This is a genomic window from Streptomyces phaeofaciens (assembly GCF_014648915.1).
In the GTDB taxonomy this organism is placed as follows: Bacteria; Actinomycetota; Actinomycetes; order Streptomycetales; family Streptomycetaceae; genus Streptomyces; species Streptomyces phaeofaciens.
The window spans coordinates 258,723-274,688 of record NZ_BMSA01000010.1 but is presented as its reverse complement, the minus strand read 5'-3'; the positions used below and the strand labels follow the sequence as shown (position 1 = coordinate 274,688).

At 73.2% G+C, this 15,966-nt stretch carries 16 protein-coding genes; 4 read left to right on the top strand and 12 right to left on the bottom strand.

Annotation, left to right across the window (positions count from 1 at the left end):
• Positions 1 to 274: 274 nt before the first annotated feature.
• The 4 genes from IE275_RS19325 to IE275_RS19310 are packed head-to-tail and all read left to right on the top strand — an operon-like array spanning position 275 to position 5,383.
• Positions 275 to 1,039 (top strand): redox-sensing transcriptional repressor Rex, encoded by a 765-nt coding sequence (locus IE275_RS19325; protein WP_189712565.1) that lies wholly within the window; start codon positions 275 to 277, stop codon positions 1,037 to 1,039.
• Entirely contained in the window at positions 1,036 to 2,727 is a 1,692-nt protein-coding gene (locus IE275_RS19320; protein ID WP_189712564.1) for a glutamyl-tRNA reductase, read from the top strand. The genes IE275_RS19325 and IE275_RS19320 overlap by 4 nt, the downstream gene beginning before the upstream one ends.
• Positions 2,724 to 3,683: a hydroxymethylbilane synthase gene (hemC, locus tag IE275_RS19315; protein WP_189712563.1), complete on the top strand. Its 960-nt coding sequence runs from the start codon at positions 2,724 to 2,726 to the stop codon at positions 3,681 to 3,683. The genes IE275_RS19320 and hemC overlap by 4 nt, the downstream gene beginning before the upstream one ends.
• Positions 3,680 to 5,383, top strand: a complete 1,704-nt coding sequence (locus IE275_RS19310) for a bifunctional uroporphyrinogen-III C-methyltransferase/uroporphyrinogen-III synthase (RefSeq protein ID WP_189712562.1) — start codon at positions 3,680 to 3,682, stop codon at positions 5,381 to 5,383. The genes hemC and IE275_RS19310 overlap by 4 nt, the downstream gene beginning before the upstream one ends.
• A gap of 119 nt (positions 5,384 to 5,502) precedes the next feature.
• Here IE275_RS19310 and IE275_RS19305 read toward each other — a convergent pair whose 3' ends face one another.
• From IE275_RS19305 to mpaC, 12 genes are all read right to left on the bottom strand, one after another.
• Entirely contained in the window at positions 5,503 to 5,739 is a 237-nt protein-coding gene (locus IE275_RS19305; protein ID WP_189712561.1) for a hypothetical protein, read from the bottom strand.
• Positions 5,740 to 5,768: 29 nt separating this feature from the next.
• Positions 5,769 to 5,963, bottom strand: a complete 195-nt coding sequence (locus IE275_RS19300; RefSeq protein ID WP_189712560.1) for a hypothetical protein — start codon at positions 5,961 to 5,963, stop codon at positions 5,769 to 5,771.
• Between the two features lie 57 nt (positions 5,964 to 6,020).
• Positions 6,021 to 7,265, bottom strand: a complete 1,245-nt coding sequence (locus IE275_RS19295; protein ID WP_189712559.1) for an ABC transporter permease — start codon at positions 7,263 to 7,265, stop codon at positions 6,021 to 6,023.
• Positions 7,262 to 8,146 (bottom strand): ABC transporter ATP-binding protein, encoded by an 885-nt coding sequence (locus IE275_RS19290; RefSeq protein ID WP_189712558.1) that lies wholly within the window; start codon positions 8,144 to 8,146, stop codon positions 7,262 to 7,264. The genes IE275_RS19295 and IE275_RS19290 overlap by 4 nt, the downstream gene beginning before the upstream one ends.
• Before the next feature lie 12 nt (positions 8,147 to 8,158).
• Entirely contained in the window at positions 8,159 to 9,418 is a 1,260-nt protein-coding gene (locus IE275_RS19285; protein WP_189712557.1) for a YcaO-like family protein, read from the bottom strand.
• Complete coding sequence (gene lanKC, locus IE275_RS19280; RefSeq protein WP_189712556.1) at positions 9,415 to 11,931, bottom strand: class III lanthionine synthetase LanKC; 2,517 nt, start codon at positions 11,929 to 11,931, stop codon at positions 9,415 to 9,417. Before lanKC ends, IE275_RS19285 begins: the two co-directional genes overlap by 4 nt.
• Before the next feature lie 65 nt (positions 11,932 to 11,996).
• Positions 11,997 to 13,628, bottom strand: a complete 1,632-nt coding sequence (mpaP, locus tag IE275_RS19275) for a daptide biosynthesis intramembrane metalloprotease (protein ID WP_189712555.1) — start codon at positions 13,626 to 13,628, stop codon at positions 11,997 to 11,999.
• A 167-nt stretch (positions 13,629 to 13,795) separates the two neighbouring features.
• Positions 13,796 to 13,951: a daptide-type RiPP gene (locus IE275_RS19270; RefSeq protein WP_189712554.1), complete on the bottom strand. Its 156-nt coding sequence runs from the start codon at positions 13,949 to 13,951 to the stop codon at positions 13,796 to 13,798.
• Between the two features lie 47 nt (positions 13,952 to 13,998).
• A complete protein-coding gene (locus IE275_RS19265) occupies positions 13,999 to 14,154 on the bottom strand; it encodes a daptide-type RiPP (RefSeq protein WP_189712554.1) in 156 nt (51 codons plus the stop codon).
• A 44-nt stretch (positions 14,155 to 14,198) separates the two neighbouring features.
• Positions 14,199 to 14,366: a daptide-type RiPP gene (locus tag IE275_RS19260; protein ID WP_189712553.1), complete on the bottom strand. Its 168-nt coding sequence runs from the start codon at positions 14,364 to 14,366 to the stop codon at positions 14,199 to 14,201.
• 47 nt (positions 14,367 to 14,413) lie between these two features.
• Positions 14,414 to 14,578 (bottom strand): daptide-type RiPP, encoded by a 165-nt coding sequence (locus tag IE275_RS19255; RefSeq protein ID WP_189712552.1) that lies wholly within the window; start codon positions 14,576 to 14,578, stop codon positions 14,414 to 14,416.
• A 49-nt stretch (positions 14,579 to 14,627) separates the two neighbouring features.
• The gene (mpaC, locus tag IE275_RS19250) at positions 14,628 to 15,944 is read right to left on the bottom strand and encodes a daptide-type RiPP biosynthesis dehydogenase (protein ID WP_189712551.1); all 1,317 of its coding nucleotides are present in this window, start codon (positions 15,942 to 15,944) and stop codon (positions 14,628 to 14,630) included.
• Positions 15,945 to 15,966: the final 22 nt, after the last annotated feature.

Genomic DNA, 15,966 nt, shown 5'->3' with positions numbered 1-15,966 from the left:
TCTTCCGGAAAGTCGCTTAGGATCGTTGGCGACTTGGTCTCGGGGGCGGGATTCGTGAGGAGAGTGTGCGGTTTTGCCCCCGGTAAGGAAGGAACGTCGACGCGTCTGCGCCGGTTCCGCACGAGCGTGGCGGGGGCGCGTGACCCCGGTCACGTTGGCCGGGCAAATCGGACACCATCTTTGTGCACGCGTTCACAAAGACATAGCCTGCTGTCGACGGGGCGGTCTGGGGACGTATGACCGCTCGCAGCCCCGCTCTACCCGCAGGAGCACCGTGGCAACTGGCCGAACTCACCGACCGGCGACCCGTAGCCGAGGGATTCCCGAGGCCACCGTCGCCCGGCTTCCGCTGTACCTCCGTGCGCTGACCGCACTGTCGGAGCGCTCGGTTCCCACGGTGTCGTCCGAGGAACTCGCGGCCGCGGCGGGGGTCAACTCCGCCAAGCTGCGCAAGGACTTCTCGTACCTGGGCTCCTACGGGACCCGGGGTGTCGGCTACGACGTCGAGTATCTCGTCTACCAGATCTCCCGTGAGCTGGGGCTCACCCAGGACTGGCCGGTTGTGATCGTCGGTATCGGTAACCTCGGCGCCGCGCTCGCCAACTACGGCGGGTTCGCCTCGCGCGGTTTCCGGGTCGCCGCCCTGATCGACGCCGACCCGGCGATGGCCGGCAAGCCCGTCGCGGGCATCCCGGTGCAGCACACCGACGAGCTCGAGAAGATCATCACGGACAACGGCGTGTCGATCGGTGTCATCGCCACCCCCGCCGGTGCCGCCCAGCAGGTCTGCGACCGGCTCGTGGCCGCCGGGGTCACGTCCATCCTGAACTTCGCGCCGACCGTGCTGACCGTCCCGGACGGCGTCGACGTGCGCAAGGTCGACCTCTCCATCGAGCTCCAGATCCTCGCCTTCCACGAGCAGCGCAAGGCCGGCGAGGAGGCCGCGGCGCACGAGGGCGCCGTACCCGCCCCCGCCGGCCGTGACGACTCCACCGACCAGGGACCCGACGGGGACGTGCCCGCCGTGATGCCGGCATGAGTCTCCTCGTCGTCGGGCTGAGCCACCGCAGCGCCCCCGTGAGCGTCCTGGAGCGGGCCTCGCTCTCCGCGGACGCCCAGCTCAAGCTGCTCCAGGACACGGTCGCCGCCGAACCGGCCGCCGAGGCCGCCGTCCTCGCCACCTGCAACCGGATCGAGCTGTACGCCGACGTGGACAAGTTCCACGCCGGTGTCGCCGAGCTGTCCACGCTCCTCGCCCAGCACAGCGGCGTCGGGCTGGACGAGCTCACCCCTTATCTCTACGTGCACTACGAGGACCGGGCCGTCCACCACCTGTTCTCGGTGGCCTGCGGGCTGGACTCGATGGTCGTCGGCGAGGGCCAGGTCCTCGGCCAGATCAAGGACTCCCTGGCCCGGGCGCAGGAGCTGCACACCGCCGGCCGGCTGCTGAACGACCTCTTCCAGCAGGGCCTCAGGGTCGGCAAGCGGGCTCACTCCGAGACCGGGATCGACCGGGCCGGACAGTCCCTGGTCACCTTCGGCCTGGAGCAGCTCGCCGCGGGCGGCGACGTCCGCGCGTGGGCGCGGGGCAAGACGGCGCTGGTCATCGGGGCGGGCTCGATGTCCTCCCTGGCCGCCGCCACCCTGGCGCGCGCCGGTGTCGCCGAGATCGTCGTCGCCAACCGCACCTTCGACCGCGCCGAGCGGCTCGCCCGGACACTGACCGAGGACGAGGGCACGGACGTGCCGGCCCGCGCGGTACCGATGGAATCGGTGCCGGCCGAGCTGACACGTGCCGACATCGCCGTCTCCTGTACGGGCGCGACGGGCCTGGTCCTGACCGCGGAGGCCGTCGCGGCCGCGGTCGAGGGCCGCACCGGCGCTCCGGCGGTCCTCGACGAGCAGGGCCCGTCGGCCGTTCGCGCGTTGCCGCCGACCTCCCTCGGGACCGACGACGGGTGCCCGCTGGACCTGCCGGCCGCACAGCAGCCCGGCTTCTCCGTGCTGGGCGAGGCCGCCGTGGCCGGCATGGACGCGGCGACGCTGGAGCAGCACGCCGCCTGGGTCGACAACGCCGGCGTGGACCGCCGTACGGCCGTGCGGCGCACGCCCGAGGCGGACGCCGAACTGATCACCGCGCTCGCCGCGACCGCCGCCACCGTCGGCCGGATCCCCGAGCGCCGCATGCCCGAGCCGGTCGCCGGCCTCGTACGCCCCGAGCCCGTGCTGTTCCTCCTCGACCTCGCGATGCCGCGGGACGTGGACGCGGCCGCGCACCGGCTGGCCGGGGTGCGGCTGGTGGACATCGAGTCGCTGGCGGAGGCCTCCGCGGACGCCCCGATGGCCTCCGACGTGGACCAGGTGCGGCGGATCGTCGGCGACGAGGTCGCCGCGTTCGGCGCCGCCCAGCGGGCCGCGCACATCACGCCGACCGTGGTGGCGCTGCGGATGATGGCCGCCGATGTCGTCGCCAACGAGATCGCGCGCCTGGAGGGACGGCTGCCCGGCCTCGACGACAAGCACCGCGCGGAGATCACCCAGACCGTGAAGCGTGTCGTCGACAAGCTGCTGCACGCACCGACCGTACGGGTCAAGCAGCTCGCGGCCGAACCCGGCGGCGCCGGGTACGCGGACGCGCTGCGGACCCTGTTCGACCTCGACCCGGAGACGGTGGCCTCTGTCTCCCGGGCCGACGACAGCACCGAGAAGAACCGAGGGCCGGCATGACTGACAAGGCATTGAGGCTCGGGACCAGGCGGAGCAGACTCGCCATGGCCCAGTCCGGGCAGGTGGCGGACGCCGTGAGCCAGGTGACCGGGCGGCCCGTCGAACTGGTCGAGATCACCACGTACGGCGATGTCTCCCGCGAGCACCTCTCGCAGATCGGCGGCACGGGTGTTTTCGTGACCGCGCTGCGGGACGCGCTGGTGCGGGGTGAGGTCGACTTCGCGGTGCACTCGCTGAAGGACCTGCCGACCACGCAGCCCGAGGACCTGGTCCTGGCTGCCGTACCGGTGCGCGAGGACCCCCGTGACGTGATCGTCGCCCGGGACGCGCTGAAGTTCACCGACCTGCCGCGCGGAGCGCGCATCGGCACCGGCTCGACGCGCCGCATGGCCCAGCTCAACGCGTACGCACGCGCCCACGGCCTCGACATCGAGACCGTCCCGATACGCGGGAACGTCGACACGAGGATCCGGTACGTGCACGATGGGGAACTGGACGCGGTGGTTCTGGCCGCGGCCGGCCTCAGCCGCATCGGCCGGATCGACGAGGTCACCGACTTCCTGTCGATAGACACCGTTCTGCCCGCTCCCGGCCAGGGGGCACTGGCGATCGAGTGTGTCGCGTCCGACGCGCACCTGATCGCCGCGCTCGGCGAGCTCGACGACCCGAACACCCGGATCGCCGTGACCGCCGAACGATCCCTGCTCGCCGCCCTGGAGGCCGGTTGCAGTGCTCCCGTGGGGGCACTGGCCGACCTGCTGGCCGACGGGCAGATTGTCAACGAAATGCGCCTGCGGGGAGTCGTCGGCACCACCGACGGCACCCGCATGGTGCAGCTGTCCACCACCGGTCCCGTGCCCGAGACGCATGACGGGGCGATGGCGCTCGGTCGCGAACTCGCCGCCGAGATGCTCGCCCAGGGCGCGGCCGGTCTGATGGGGGAGCAAGCACAGTGAGCCCCACCACCTTTCCCGCCGGTCCGGAACACGGGCACGTCACCTTCCTGGGTGCCGGACCCGGGGATCCGGGACTGCTGACTCTGCGCGCCGTGGAGGCGCTGGGGAACGCGGACGTCCTGGTCGCCGAGCACGAGGTGCTCGACGTCGTACGGACGCACGCGCGGCCCGGTGTCACCGTCGTGACCGCGGACCCGGGTCCTTCGTCGGACCCGCTTCCGGGCACGGGCACGCCTCACCCGACGCTGGTCGGCGGCACGCCGACAAGCGTTGAGGTACCCGCTGTGCGGGATGCCTCACATCTTGTCATGGAGGCCGCGCGGGGCGGCAGGCGGGTCGTCCGTGCCGTGTCCGGGGATCCGGGACTTGATACGTACGCGGCCGAGGAAATGCTCGCCTGCGCGGCGGCCGGTGTTCCCTTCGAGGTCGTGCCCGGTGTCGCGGCCGTGGTAGGTGTGCCCGCGTACGCCGGTGTGCCGCTGCGCGACGCGCAGGGCGCGGACGTCCGGTTCGTGGACGCCCGTACCGCCTCCGACCGGTGCTGGACCGAGGTCGGCGCGTCGGACGGCACCGTCGTGGTGTCGACGACCCTGGACTCGGTGGCCGCCGCGGCCGGTGAGCTGGTGGCGGCGGGCCGCAAGCCCGATACGCCGATGACCGTCACGGTGGCGGGTACGACGACCCGTCAGCGGACCTGGACGGCGACCCTCGGCACCATCGCGCAGACGCTGAAGCAGGCGAAGGTGCTGCCCTCGCCGGACGGCGGCCGGCCGGTGATAGCCGTGGTCGGCGAGCGTTCCGCCCCCGCCCAGCGCGACCAGCTGTCGTGGTTCGAGTCCAAGCCGCTGTTCGGCTGGAAGGTCCTCGTGCCGCGGACGAAGGAGCAGGCGGTGTCGCTCTCCGACCAGCTGCGGTCGTACGGGGCCGTGCCGCACGAGGTGCCGACGATCGCCGTCGAACCGCCGCGCACACCCCAGCAGATGGAGCGCGCGGTCAAGGGCCTGGTGACGGGCCGCTACGAGTGGATCGCCTTCACCTCCGTCAACGCCGTCAAGGCCGTGCGGGAGAAGTTCGAGGAGTACGGGCTCGACGCGCGTGCCTTCGCCGGCATCAAGGTCGCCGCGGTGGGCGAGCAGACCGCCAAGGCGCTGGTCGCCTTCGGCGTGAAGCCGGACCTGGTGCCCAGCGGTGAGCAGAGCGCGGCCGGGCTGCTCGACGACTGGCCGCCCTACGACCCGGTCTTCGACCCGATCGACCGGGTGTTCCTGCCCCGGGCCGACATCGCCACCGAGACCCTGGTCGCCGGGCTGATCGAGCTGGGCTGGGAGGTCGACGACGTCACGGCCTACCGGACCGTGCGGGCCTCGCCGCCGCCGGCGGACACCCGTGAGGCGATCAAGGGCGGCGGTTTCGACGCCGTGCTCTTCACGTCGTCCTCCACCGTGCGCAACCTGGTGGGTATCGCCGGCAAGCCGCACAACGTCACCGTGATCGCCTGCATCGGCCCGGCCACCGCGAAGACCGCGGAGGAGCACGGGCTGCGGGTCGACGTGATGGCGCCCGAGCCGTCCGTGCACAAGCTCGCGGAGGCGCTGGCCGACTTCGGTCTGCGGCGGCGGGCCGCGGCGCGGGAGGCCGGGGACCCGGTCACGCGGCCGAGCGAGCGGCGGCCGGGGGCGCGGCGGCGGCGGGCGACCTAGCGCCTTTTCGCCGGACGTCGTGCGCGCCCCGGCGCGTGCGATCGTCGGCAGAGCAGAGCAGAGCAGAGCATGACGACGGCCCGCCCCCTGGGTGACAGGGGGCGGGCCGTCGTCGTTCGTCAGTCCCTCGTCCAGCCCCGCAGGGGCGCGGTGGCGAGGGCGGTGGCGAGGGCGGTGTCGACCGCCGCGGAGGGTAAGCCGTCGGGGACGGTCAGGGTCAGGGCCGCCGTGCCGGCGGAGCAGTTCAGCAGGGTCGCCGTCCAGCCCGTCGGCAGCTGCGCGATCAGGCGGATCGCGGCGAATTCCGGGTGAGCCCCGTCCGGACCGCTGATGCGTACGGCGTGCTGGGTGGGCATGGGACCTGCTCCAGGTGGTGTCGGGACGGTCAGCGGGAGGTGCGGCGGGCGCGGCTGAGCTGGAAGGCTCCGGCGATCAGGCCGACGAGGATCGCCCCGCCGATGGCGTAACGGGGGCCGTCGGCCAGGTCGCTGGTGACGACGGCCACCTCGGCGCCGACCAGGACGGCGAGGAGGGCGGCGATCAGGACGACGGAGTTCGGGCGGTTGGTGTGGTCGCTCATGGGGTTCTCCTTGGTGTGCGGGGGGTGGTCGATCGGGTGGATGGTAGGGCGGTCGGGTCAGTCGGTGAGCTTGAGCGCCTGGCGGAAGGAGAGCTTTCGGCCGGTCTGCATCAGGGCCCGGCGGTAGACGCGTTCGGCTCCCAGGACGATCAGGGCGGCCGCCGCGAGGGAGACCAGCAGGGAGACGGCCGGCTCCCACCAGGCGGTGTCGCCGGCGATGATCCTGGCGGGCATGGTGATCGTCGAGGTCAGCGGCAGGAAGGACAGGACGCTCTGGGCCGTGCCGGAGGCGGTGATGCCGGCGACGAAGACGACGGCGACGATCGCGTTGACCGGAGTGGTGGTCGACTGGATGTCCTCGGTGCGGGTGGCGATGGCGCCGGCGGCGGCGAACACGCAGGCCAGGACGGCGATACCGACCACATAGGAGACGAGGAACCAGCCCAGGCCCGCGGTGACCTGGCCGAACGTCTCCTCGTGGCCCGCGGCGACCAGGCCGATCGCGGCGGCCGCCGTGAACGCGACCATCTGGGCCAGCGCCAGCGTCGTACTCCCGACGATCTTGCCGATGAGCAGGTCGCGGAGGCGGACCGAGCCGGCGATGATCTCCACCACCCGGTTCTGCTTCTCCTCGACGATGCTGGTGGCCAGCGAGACGCCGAGCAGGACGGCCGCGAGGTAGAAGAGGAAGCCGAAGAAGTACGTCGCCATGCGGACGACCGCTTCGGGGGTCTCGTCGGGGGAGAGCAGGGTGTGCCGGAGCGTGGCGCCCCGGGCGAGGTTCTCCATGCTGGTGCCGGCGGCGGTGGCGTTGGCCTCCGTCGCGGACGCCTGGACCGCGGCGCCGAGCCAGGTGGCGGCGGTGGAGTCGGTGTCGGTGTCGCCCAGCAGGGTCCAGCCGTCGGGAGTGAGGAGCAGTCCCGCGTCGACGTCGCCGGAGCGGACCGCGGCGCGCACCGCCTCCTCGGAGGGCAGGTGGTCGAGCGTGATGTCGACGTCCTGGTCGGCCCGGCCGGCCATCGTCTCCGCCTGCTCCACGAGCCGGGCGCTGGTGGGGGCCACCGCGGCGACCGTGATCTTCCCGGCCGTGGAGGCGAGGTAGAACTGGAGGCCCACCGCGCCGAGGATGACGGCGAGGGTGACGAGGGTGGACACGAGGAAACCGCGGTCGCGGATCTTCACGGAGATCTCGCGGGCGGTGACGATCCGCCAGGCGCCCTTGGCGGGGCGGTGCCGGGGCGCGGGCCCGGGGGGCGGCACGGTCTCGGTCCGCCGGGGCTTCTCCGTCGTCAGTGTGGTCATGCTGCCGTCATCTCCCTGAACACGTCGGCGACACTGGGGACGATCTCGGCGAACTCACGGACCGGGCCCCGGCGCAGTGCCTCCGCCAGGAGTCGGTCGGCCACCTCGTCGGTGGCGAGTTCGAGCAGGGCGGTGCCGTGTTCCGCCGTGATGACGTCGACGCCCCGCACCTCGCGCAGCCAGTCGGTTCCGCCGCCGGTCACCAGGCGGTGGCGGACGCGGCCCCGGCGGCGCAGGCTGTCGGCGGTGCCCCGGGCCAGGGTGCGGCCGGCGGCCTGGACGACCAGGTCGTCGCAGAGCCGCTCCACGAGCTCCAGCTGGTGGGAGGAGAACAGCACCGGCACGCCCCGGTCGGTGTGCTCGCGCAGCAGCTCGGCCATGGAGTCGACGGCGTGCGGGTCGAGGCCGGAGAACGGCTCGTCCAGGACCAGCAGGTGCGGGTCGCCGATCAGGGCGGCGGCGATCTGGACGCGCTGCTGGTTGCCGAGGGAGAGCGACTCCAGGCGTTCCTGGCGCTTTTCGGCGAGCGACAGCCGCTCGATCAGGTCCGAGGCCGAGCGCTCGGCGGCGCGGGCGGTGAGGCCGCGCAGCCGGCCCAGGTAGACCAGCTGGCCGAGGACGGTCTGCTTCGGGTACAGGCCGCGCTCCTCGGGCATGTAGCCGAAGCCGCGCCGGTCGTCGGCGGTGACCGGGGAGCCGTTCCAGCGGATCTCGCCGCCGTTCAGGGCGAGGACGCCCATGATCATGCGCATGGTGGTGGTCTTGCCCGCGCCGTTCCCGCCGACGAAGCCGGTCATCCGGCCGTCGTCGACGCGGAAGGTGACGTGGTCGACCACGCAGTGGTCGCCGAAGCGGCGTACCACGTTGTCCAGTTCCAGCATCGTGTCTCTCCGTCAGGGCAGGGGGTGGGGGGTGGCGGCCCGGTGGTCGTCCAGGCGGGCGGGGCAGCCGGTGCGCTCGGGCGCGGAGGCCAGGCGGGGCAGGTGCCAGGTCCAGTCGTAGGTCTCGTCCATGCGCAGGGGCTGGTAGCCGGCCGGGATCACCTTCACCGCCTGCCAGCCCATCGCCGTGACGGTCGCGGGCAGGCGGGGGGTGAGGTCGACGAGCAGGGGGTCGGCGCCGTCGGCGAGCAGGGTGGCGAGCAGGTCGTCCGTGCCCACCTCTGACACCGTCATGGGGTGGACGGCGGGGGTGAAGCCCGCGACCCAGTCGCGTACGGCGTCGTGGGCGCGGCCGGTGAGCATGTGGCGGATGCGGTCGTGCTCGGTCACGACGGGAGCGGACGCCGGAAGGGGGCCGAAGGACGCGCTCGCCTCCAGGGCGGCACGGACCTGCCAGGCCTCCTGGAGCGCGCCGAGCAGGGCGTCGTGGGGGCGGTCGGAGGCCTTCATGCCGACCGTGGCCGTCGCGCCCCCGGGCTCGACCAGGCAGGCGAGCACGCACCACAGGCCGGGGACGGCGGTGGGGATGTGGGCGAAGGTCGCCTCGATGCCCTCGGCCAGGGCCCGCTGCCAGAGGGCGCGCAGGGCCTCTCCGGTGGGGTGGTCGGGGCTGCCGGCGACCGCCGCAAGGGGGTCGGTCCAGCTCGGCAGGCGCAGCCGGCGGCCCCAGGCCGTGGTGAAGGCGTCCCGCTCGACGATCTCGATCAGGGCCGAACGCAGGGCCATGGCGTGGCTGCTGCCGGACGCGGCGCCGGACGGCGAGGGGTCGAAGAGCGCGGCCGGTGCGGTGGTCGGCCAGTCGACCAGGCCCGCCGGGACGAGGACGGGGGAGCCGTCGCTCAGACGCCGGGCCGGATACCAGTCGAGGGGGGCGGTGGCCGCGGCCGGGTGGGCGAGGGCGTGGGCGTGGGCCGGGAACGCCGTCTCCCCCAGGGCGGCGGCGGTGCCGTGGACGACGGGCAGGTGGCCCACCGGGTGCAGGGCACGGCGCTCGACCGCCTCGCCGGCGCCGCGCAGCAGGGCGTCGGCGCGGGAGTGGCCGTTGGCGCCGGCGACGAGGGCGGACAGGGGGACGTCCGGTTCCGCCCAGCCGGCGACGGGGCGCAGGGCCACGGCGGTGCTCCACAGGGGGTTGCCGGGCTGCGGGGGGAGGAGGGAGTGGCGGGCGGCGATGCCGGTGGTGGGGGCGAGGGTGCGGGGGATGTCGATCACGAGGCCGCCTCCGTACGGGAGGGCGCCAGGAACGGCAGGACCGCCGGGTCGTCCTCCGCGATCGCGGTCAGCGCCAGCAGGACGCCCGCCGAACCCGTCGCGAGGTCGGTGGACAGGCGGTAGCCGTGGTCGCCGAGGAAGTCGACGCGGCCGGGTTCGGCGGCCATGGCCTCCCAGCCCAGGGCGTCCAGGTGGGCGCGGACCTGGTGGGGGGCGTGGTGGTCGCCGGTGAGGGTGAGAAGGGCTCCCGCGCGGCCGGTGAACAGGCCACAGGAGGTGGCGAAGTGGGTGTGGACGGTGTCCAGGAGGCGCTCGTGGGCCTCGGTGAGGTCGGCGGCGCCGCGGTGGACCGACAGGGCACGGATGACCAGGGCGATGCCGGCGCTGCCGATCAGCCCCGGGCCCAGGCGCAGACGGCTGTCCTCCTGCTCCAGGTCGATGGTGTCGAGGTCGGTGCGCAGGGCGGACTCCGCCGCGTCCAGGTGGCGGCGCTCGCCGGTGCTCTCGAAGAGGCGGAGCAGGAACAGGGCGTGCCCGGAGCCGCCGTGGACCAGGCCGACGCGCTTGGGGCCGGTGCCCGCGCTCTCCTGGGTGCCGAGGCGCTCGGCGAGGGTGCGGGCCATGTCCAGATAGGCGGGGTCGTCGCGGCGGTCGGCGAGGTGCAGGGCCACCAGGCCCAGGCCCGACCAGCCGTTGCACACCGAGTCGCTGACGTTCGTGACGGGGGTGTCGAAGGCGCGCCGCATCAGGGCGTCGGCCTCGTCGGGGCGGCCGAGGTGGTCCAGGGTGTACGCGATGCCGGCCAGGCCCGTGAAGAAGCCGGGGCCGTCGGTCTCGGCGTCCCGGGAGTGGTCCACCAGCCACTGGACGTGCTCGGCCGGGACGTCCTGGCCGGAGCGGGACAGCGACCACAGGACGCCCGCCGCGCCGTACGCGAAGGTCGTGCCGCCGCCCTCGGTGAGGAACTGCATGGCGTCGCCCGGGTAGAGGCGGTCGTCGCGGCCGGGGGAGGCGGCCTCGATGATCGAGCGGGCGATCTGCTCGCGCAGCGGGGCGTGGGGCACGGCGGGCCAGGCGACCGAGAAGTCACGCCCGGACGTCAGCACCTCCGGGCCGAGGCCCTCCCTGATCGCCGTGACGAGGGGAGCGGGAAGGTCGAACCGGGCCGCCGCCACGTCCAGGAGGGTCTGCACCTTGGCCACGCCCCACGGCACGATCTGGGGCAGCGGCACGAACATCGTCAGGCGCAGCACGTTCAGCGCGAACAGGTCGACGGCCGCGCCGGTGAGGTGGTGCGGGGCGTGGAAGCCGAGGGCGCCCATCGCCTGCTGGTAGCCGTCCTCGACCGGGGTGCAGGTCTCCATGTCGATGAACGCGACCGTGTTGTCGGCCTTGAGCAGGATGTTGCCCGGGTGCAGGTCGCCGAAGACGACCCCGCGCCCGTGCATCGCGGCCACGCCGGCCGAGACCTGGTCGAGGATGTCCAGCGCCCAGGCGGTGTAGGCGACCCGCGCCTCGGGCGTGTCGTCGCCGCTGGTGAAGGGGTGACGGCGGCGCAGTACGTCGATCAGCGCCTCGCCGTCGACGAACTCCCGGGCCAGGAAGCGGTGTTCGTGACCGTCGCGGTAGTCGATCAGCGCCGGGACGGTGGGCAGGCCGGCCAGCTTGGTCAGCGCCCAGTGCTCGCGCTCCATCCGGGTGATCGCGTCGGCGCCGCTCGCGTCGAGGCCGGCCAGCGGACGGGCCTCCTTCAGCAGCACCTCGGTGCCGTCGCGCTGGTCGACCGCGCGGTAGACACCGCCGCCGTTGGAGAAGTGCAGCGCCTTGTGGACGCGGAACGGGAAGTCCTTCAGGGTGCCCTGCTTGCGCTCGCGGTGGGCCTCGGCCAGGAACGGCGGCAGGGTGACCCACTCCGGCGGGCGGAACGCGGGGCGGCGCACGTCCGGCACCATCTCGCCCTGCGGGTTGCGGATGCCGGGGACCAGGGCGCCGTTCGCGGCGCGGGCCATCTTCAGCACGAACCCGCCGTACCGCACGAACAGCGGGCCCTGCTTCCAGCGCAGGTCGCTGAGGATGTACGGCGCCGGGGTGCCGCCGACCAGCTCCTCCAGCTCGTCGAGGGTGCGCTCCAGGCTCTCCTCGGTGGGCGGGTAGATGGTGATGAACTTGCCGCTGGCGCTGCGGTCGCCGTACTTGGAGCCGCGCCGGCCGAGGATCTCCCGGTTGGAGATGTACTTGTACATCAGCCCGTTCTCGGCGCAGTACGGGGCGACGGCGTCGAGCAGTTCGGCGGCGTTGTCCGGCGAGGCGGAGACGTGGATCTTCCAGCCCTGGTCGGGGACGTCGAGGTCCGGTGGCGTGCAGAACGTCCACTCTCTTCCGCGGGTCACCGTCCAGCCGGTGCCGGGGATGCGGCCCGCGTGGAAGTCCTGGTCGGCGGCGCCGTCGTGATCGGGGGCGTCGTAGAAGAGGGAGTCCTCGCGGCAGAAGTCGAGGAAGCGGAAGTCGAGCACGGTACGTCTCCTGGCCGTTTCGGGTGGGAAGAGTGGGTGGCGTTCGCGGACGGGCCGCTCGGGTCCTACGGGAGGAAGGGGCTCAGGTAGGTGCGGTGGGCGACCTCCCACAGGGGGAGGCTGCCGGTGTGCACCTCCGCGGCTCCCGTGGGCTCGTCCGGTACGCGTTCGAGGGTCAGCCGGTAGCCGGTGACCGGCAGGGCGTAGGCCTCGGGCAGCGCGATCGGGAAGAAGGAGGACAGGGGCGCGGTGCCGTCCGGCGCCGCGGCGCCCACGGTCGCGCTGCCGGTCGTGGGGTGCAGGACCGGGCCGTTGGCGGTCAGCGTCACCTGCTGGCCCGGCCTGATCCGGTCGGTGTCGGCGCCGTCCAGCAGCACCAGCTCGACGCCGTCGGCACGGGTGACGTACGCGGCGGAGACGGTGTGCGGGACGGGCAGGAAGAGCAGGGCGGTCGCCAGGGCCGCCAGGGCGCCGGTGACACCCGCCACCCGGAGGCGGCCGGCCTCGGCGGCACGTACCTCGCCGGCCAGCCGGCGCACGCCGCGGCCCAGGAAGTACAGGCCGTACGACAGCCCGCAGGCGGCCAGGCCGACGCCGATCCAGCCGCCGCGCCGCAGCAGGTCGATCCACAGCCGGAGTGCGGTGGACAGCAGGTACAGCGGGAAGACCATGCAGGCCAGGCCGTACCAGGTGGTCCAGCGGGTGGTCAGTTCGCGTGCGTAGTGGCCGCCGAAGAGGAGGCGGGCGATCGCGCGGCGGGCGTCGGTGATGGCACGGTCGCGCAGGTAGGGGATGTCGGCGTGGCTCATCAGGGCGATGTAGCCGTCGAGCTTGATGAAGGGGAGGAGGTTCAGCAGGCCGGTGACATAGCTGCCCAGGGCGAAGAAGACCAGGGTGGTCCTCGGTCCGCCGTCGGCGAGCGGCCAGGCGGCGAGGGCGGCGGCGCCGGCGAGGAAGGTCTGGACGGCGGGTCCGGCGAGGGCGACATGGACGCGCTGGCGGCGCCGCGGCAGACGCCAGGCGTCGGAGACGTCGCAGAAGAACGCCGGCATCAGGTAGAAGAGCATGATCCCGATACGGGACGGGCGGCCGCCGTAGCGGATCAGGGTGGCCGCGTGCCCCAGCTCGTGGATCGAGGTGCCGGCGATCAGCCCGGCCAGGACGCCCAGGTAGGTCAGCGGCGACAGCGGGCCGGAGAGCGCGCCCTCGACGTAGGTGTGCTGCGCGGCGAGCGCGGCGAGGCCGGCCAGCGCGGTCAGCAGGGCGGCGCCGATCAGGTAGCGGTTGCCGAGGCGGACGAACAGAGGTTGCAGGGACTGCATCGCGCGGCCCGGCCGCAGCAGCGTGAACTGGAAGGTGAACGGCGGGGCCATCTTGAACCGGCCCTCGCGACGCGGTGCCTTCATCGCGCCGTCGTCTATCAGACCGAGCTCGTCGAGCCGTCGTACGGCGAAGCCGACCATGGCGGGGGACCAGGTGCCGCCCATCAGACGGGCCAGCTCCGGGTGGTCGCGCTCGCCGTCGAGGTGCCGGGCGAGACCGGCGACATCGGGGCTCACCCGGATGTAGCGGGGGCCACGTTGCAGCACCCAGGTGCCGCCGTCGCCCATGGGCGGGTGGATCTCGGTGCCCGGTGCGCGGTTCGGCCGCTGCGTGTGCGCGGCAGGCGCAGCGGGTGATGCGGTGGTGGCGCTCACGGTGGGTTCCTCACAGGTCGGTCGGGATGTCTGGGGGCGCCCCCCGCCTCGGCCCAGCTCATTCCTTTGCCGGAAGCAGGGCCGAGGCAGGATCTGCGGTGTCCGTGTCACCGAAGACCTAGTGAGGGCTGCTCACTGGGGGTCGCGTTCCCTCGGTGCGGGCTCGATCAGGTGAGGGCGATCGAGGTGGCGACGGCGGAGGAGACGCCCGCGCCGATGGAGACGCCGGTCCAGAAGCCGGGGGCCTCCAGGGCCTCGAGCTCCTGCATCTCCAGCTCGACGTTCTCGACGGTCTCGGGGGTGTCGTTCTTGATGTCGGCCATGACGGCTTCCTCTCGGTCGGTCGGGTCGGTGGTGGTGGGGGACGGGATCAGGTGAGGGCGATCGAGGTGGCGACGGCGGAGGAGACGCCGGCGCCGATGGAGACGCCGGTCCAGAAGCCGGGGGCCTCCAGGGCCTCGAGCTCCTGCATCTCCAGCTCGACGTTCTCGACGGTCTCGGGGGTGTCGTTCTTGATGTCGGCCATGACGGCTTCCTTTCGGTCGGTCGGGAAGGGGGTAGGAGGGTCGATCAGGTGAGGCTGAAGGCGATCGAGACGACCGAGATGCCGACGCTGACGCCCGCGGAGGTGGCCCAGCCCGGGGCCTCCAGGGCCTCCAGCTCCTGCATCTCCAGCTCCGAGTCGGCGGCGACGGCCTGGAGCTCGGTCTCGACCACGTTGTTGTTGATCTCGCTCATGTGCTTCTCCCTTGTCGGTGTGGGGTGGTGAGTGGGGCCGGTCGGGATCAGGTGAGGCTCCAGGCGACGGAGACCAGCGAGATGCCGACGCTGACGCCCGCGGAGGTGGCCCAGCCCGGGGCCTCCAGGGCCTCCAGCTCCTGCATCTCCAGCTCGGAGACGGCCAGGTCCTGGAGCTCGGTCTCGACGACGTTCTTGTTGATCTCGCTCATGTGCTTCTCCTCGGGTCGGGTCCCGGAGGGTTCCGGGACCGTTCGGGACTCAGGGGCGCCGGGTGGCGTCCCCGAGGGTCTGTGGGCCTCGGGCGGCGGGGGACGCTGCGCCCGAGGCCGGCTCGGTGGCCTCGGTGAGGAGCGCGCGGACATCGGCGGCGCTCAACTCGTCGAGGATGGGAAGTCCCGCGCCCCAGCCGCGCATGATGCGCGTGGTGGCCCGGTCGATCCGGGCGGCGTCGGCCCGCACCGTGCGGTCGACGCGCCAGTCGCGCATCAGCTGGAGCAGGCCGTCGGCGGGGTCGTCGGACAGCCAGGGGGCGGTCCGGCGCAGGGCCGTCCACAGGCGGTGGACACGGGCGGGGCTGCCCAGCCGGGTGTCTCCGGCCAGGGTGTGCCGCCACAGCACCGGCCACAGCGCGGAGACGGTCCGCATCTTCGCCAGGTTCAGGGTGGTGGAGAGTTCGTTGGCCATCGCCCAGCACTTCACGGCGTACGGGCTGCGGCCGATGTTGATCCGGCCGATCTGGCTCTCGCCGCTGGACTCGGCGATCCGCAGGCGCAGGGCGGCGGGTACGGGCCGCCTCTCGGCGCGCAGGGCGGCGACCTCGTAGCCGGCGACCACCAGCCGGGCGGCGAGGGACTCGACCTCGGCGTCCTGCTCCGGGAGGTCGGTGTCGTCGCCGGTGTACGGGCTGACCGTGCGGAACAGGGCCTCCAGGGCGCCGTCCGCGATGAGTTCGGCGGGCAGCGTCTCGGTGGCCTCCGGTGCCCACAGGGCGGCGACGGGCCGGAGGCAGGAGCCGGTGGCCAGGAGTTTCGCGCCGTCGCGTGTGAAGCAGGCGACCGTGCCGAGTTCGCTGCCGGTGCCCAGGGTGGTGGGGATCGCGAGGACCCGGGCCCGGGAGCCGAGGGCGGGCGGCAGGACCAGGAAGCCGCTGCGCTGCGGGGAGGTGAGGTAGCGGGGGAAGTCGGGGTGGCGGGCCGACAGGGCGGCCAGTTTGGCGAAGTCGAGGGTGGTGCCGCCGCCGATGCCGACGACCAGCTCGTCGGGGGTGAGCCGGGCGGCGGCCTCGGCGACCTCGTCCAGGCCGGTGGGGCCGTCCAGGACGATCACGGTCGGGGTGAGGCCGACGCTCTCGATCTGCGCGCACACCTTCGTGGTGACGGGCTGTCGGGCGACCGCCGGGTCGGCGACGACGGTGACGGCCCGTGTGCCGTCCTGCCGCAGCCAGTCGGCCAGCCGGCCGATGCCGCGCAGCGGGGGTGCCGGCGGGACGAACTCGGGCCGGATCGCACCCTTGCGGACCTTCGCCGGCCGCGCGGGGCGGCGCCTGGTGGCGAGGGCGGCGGTCTCGGTGTGCACGGCAGCTCCTTGTGCTCTGCGT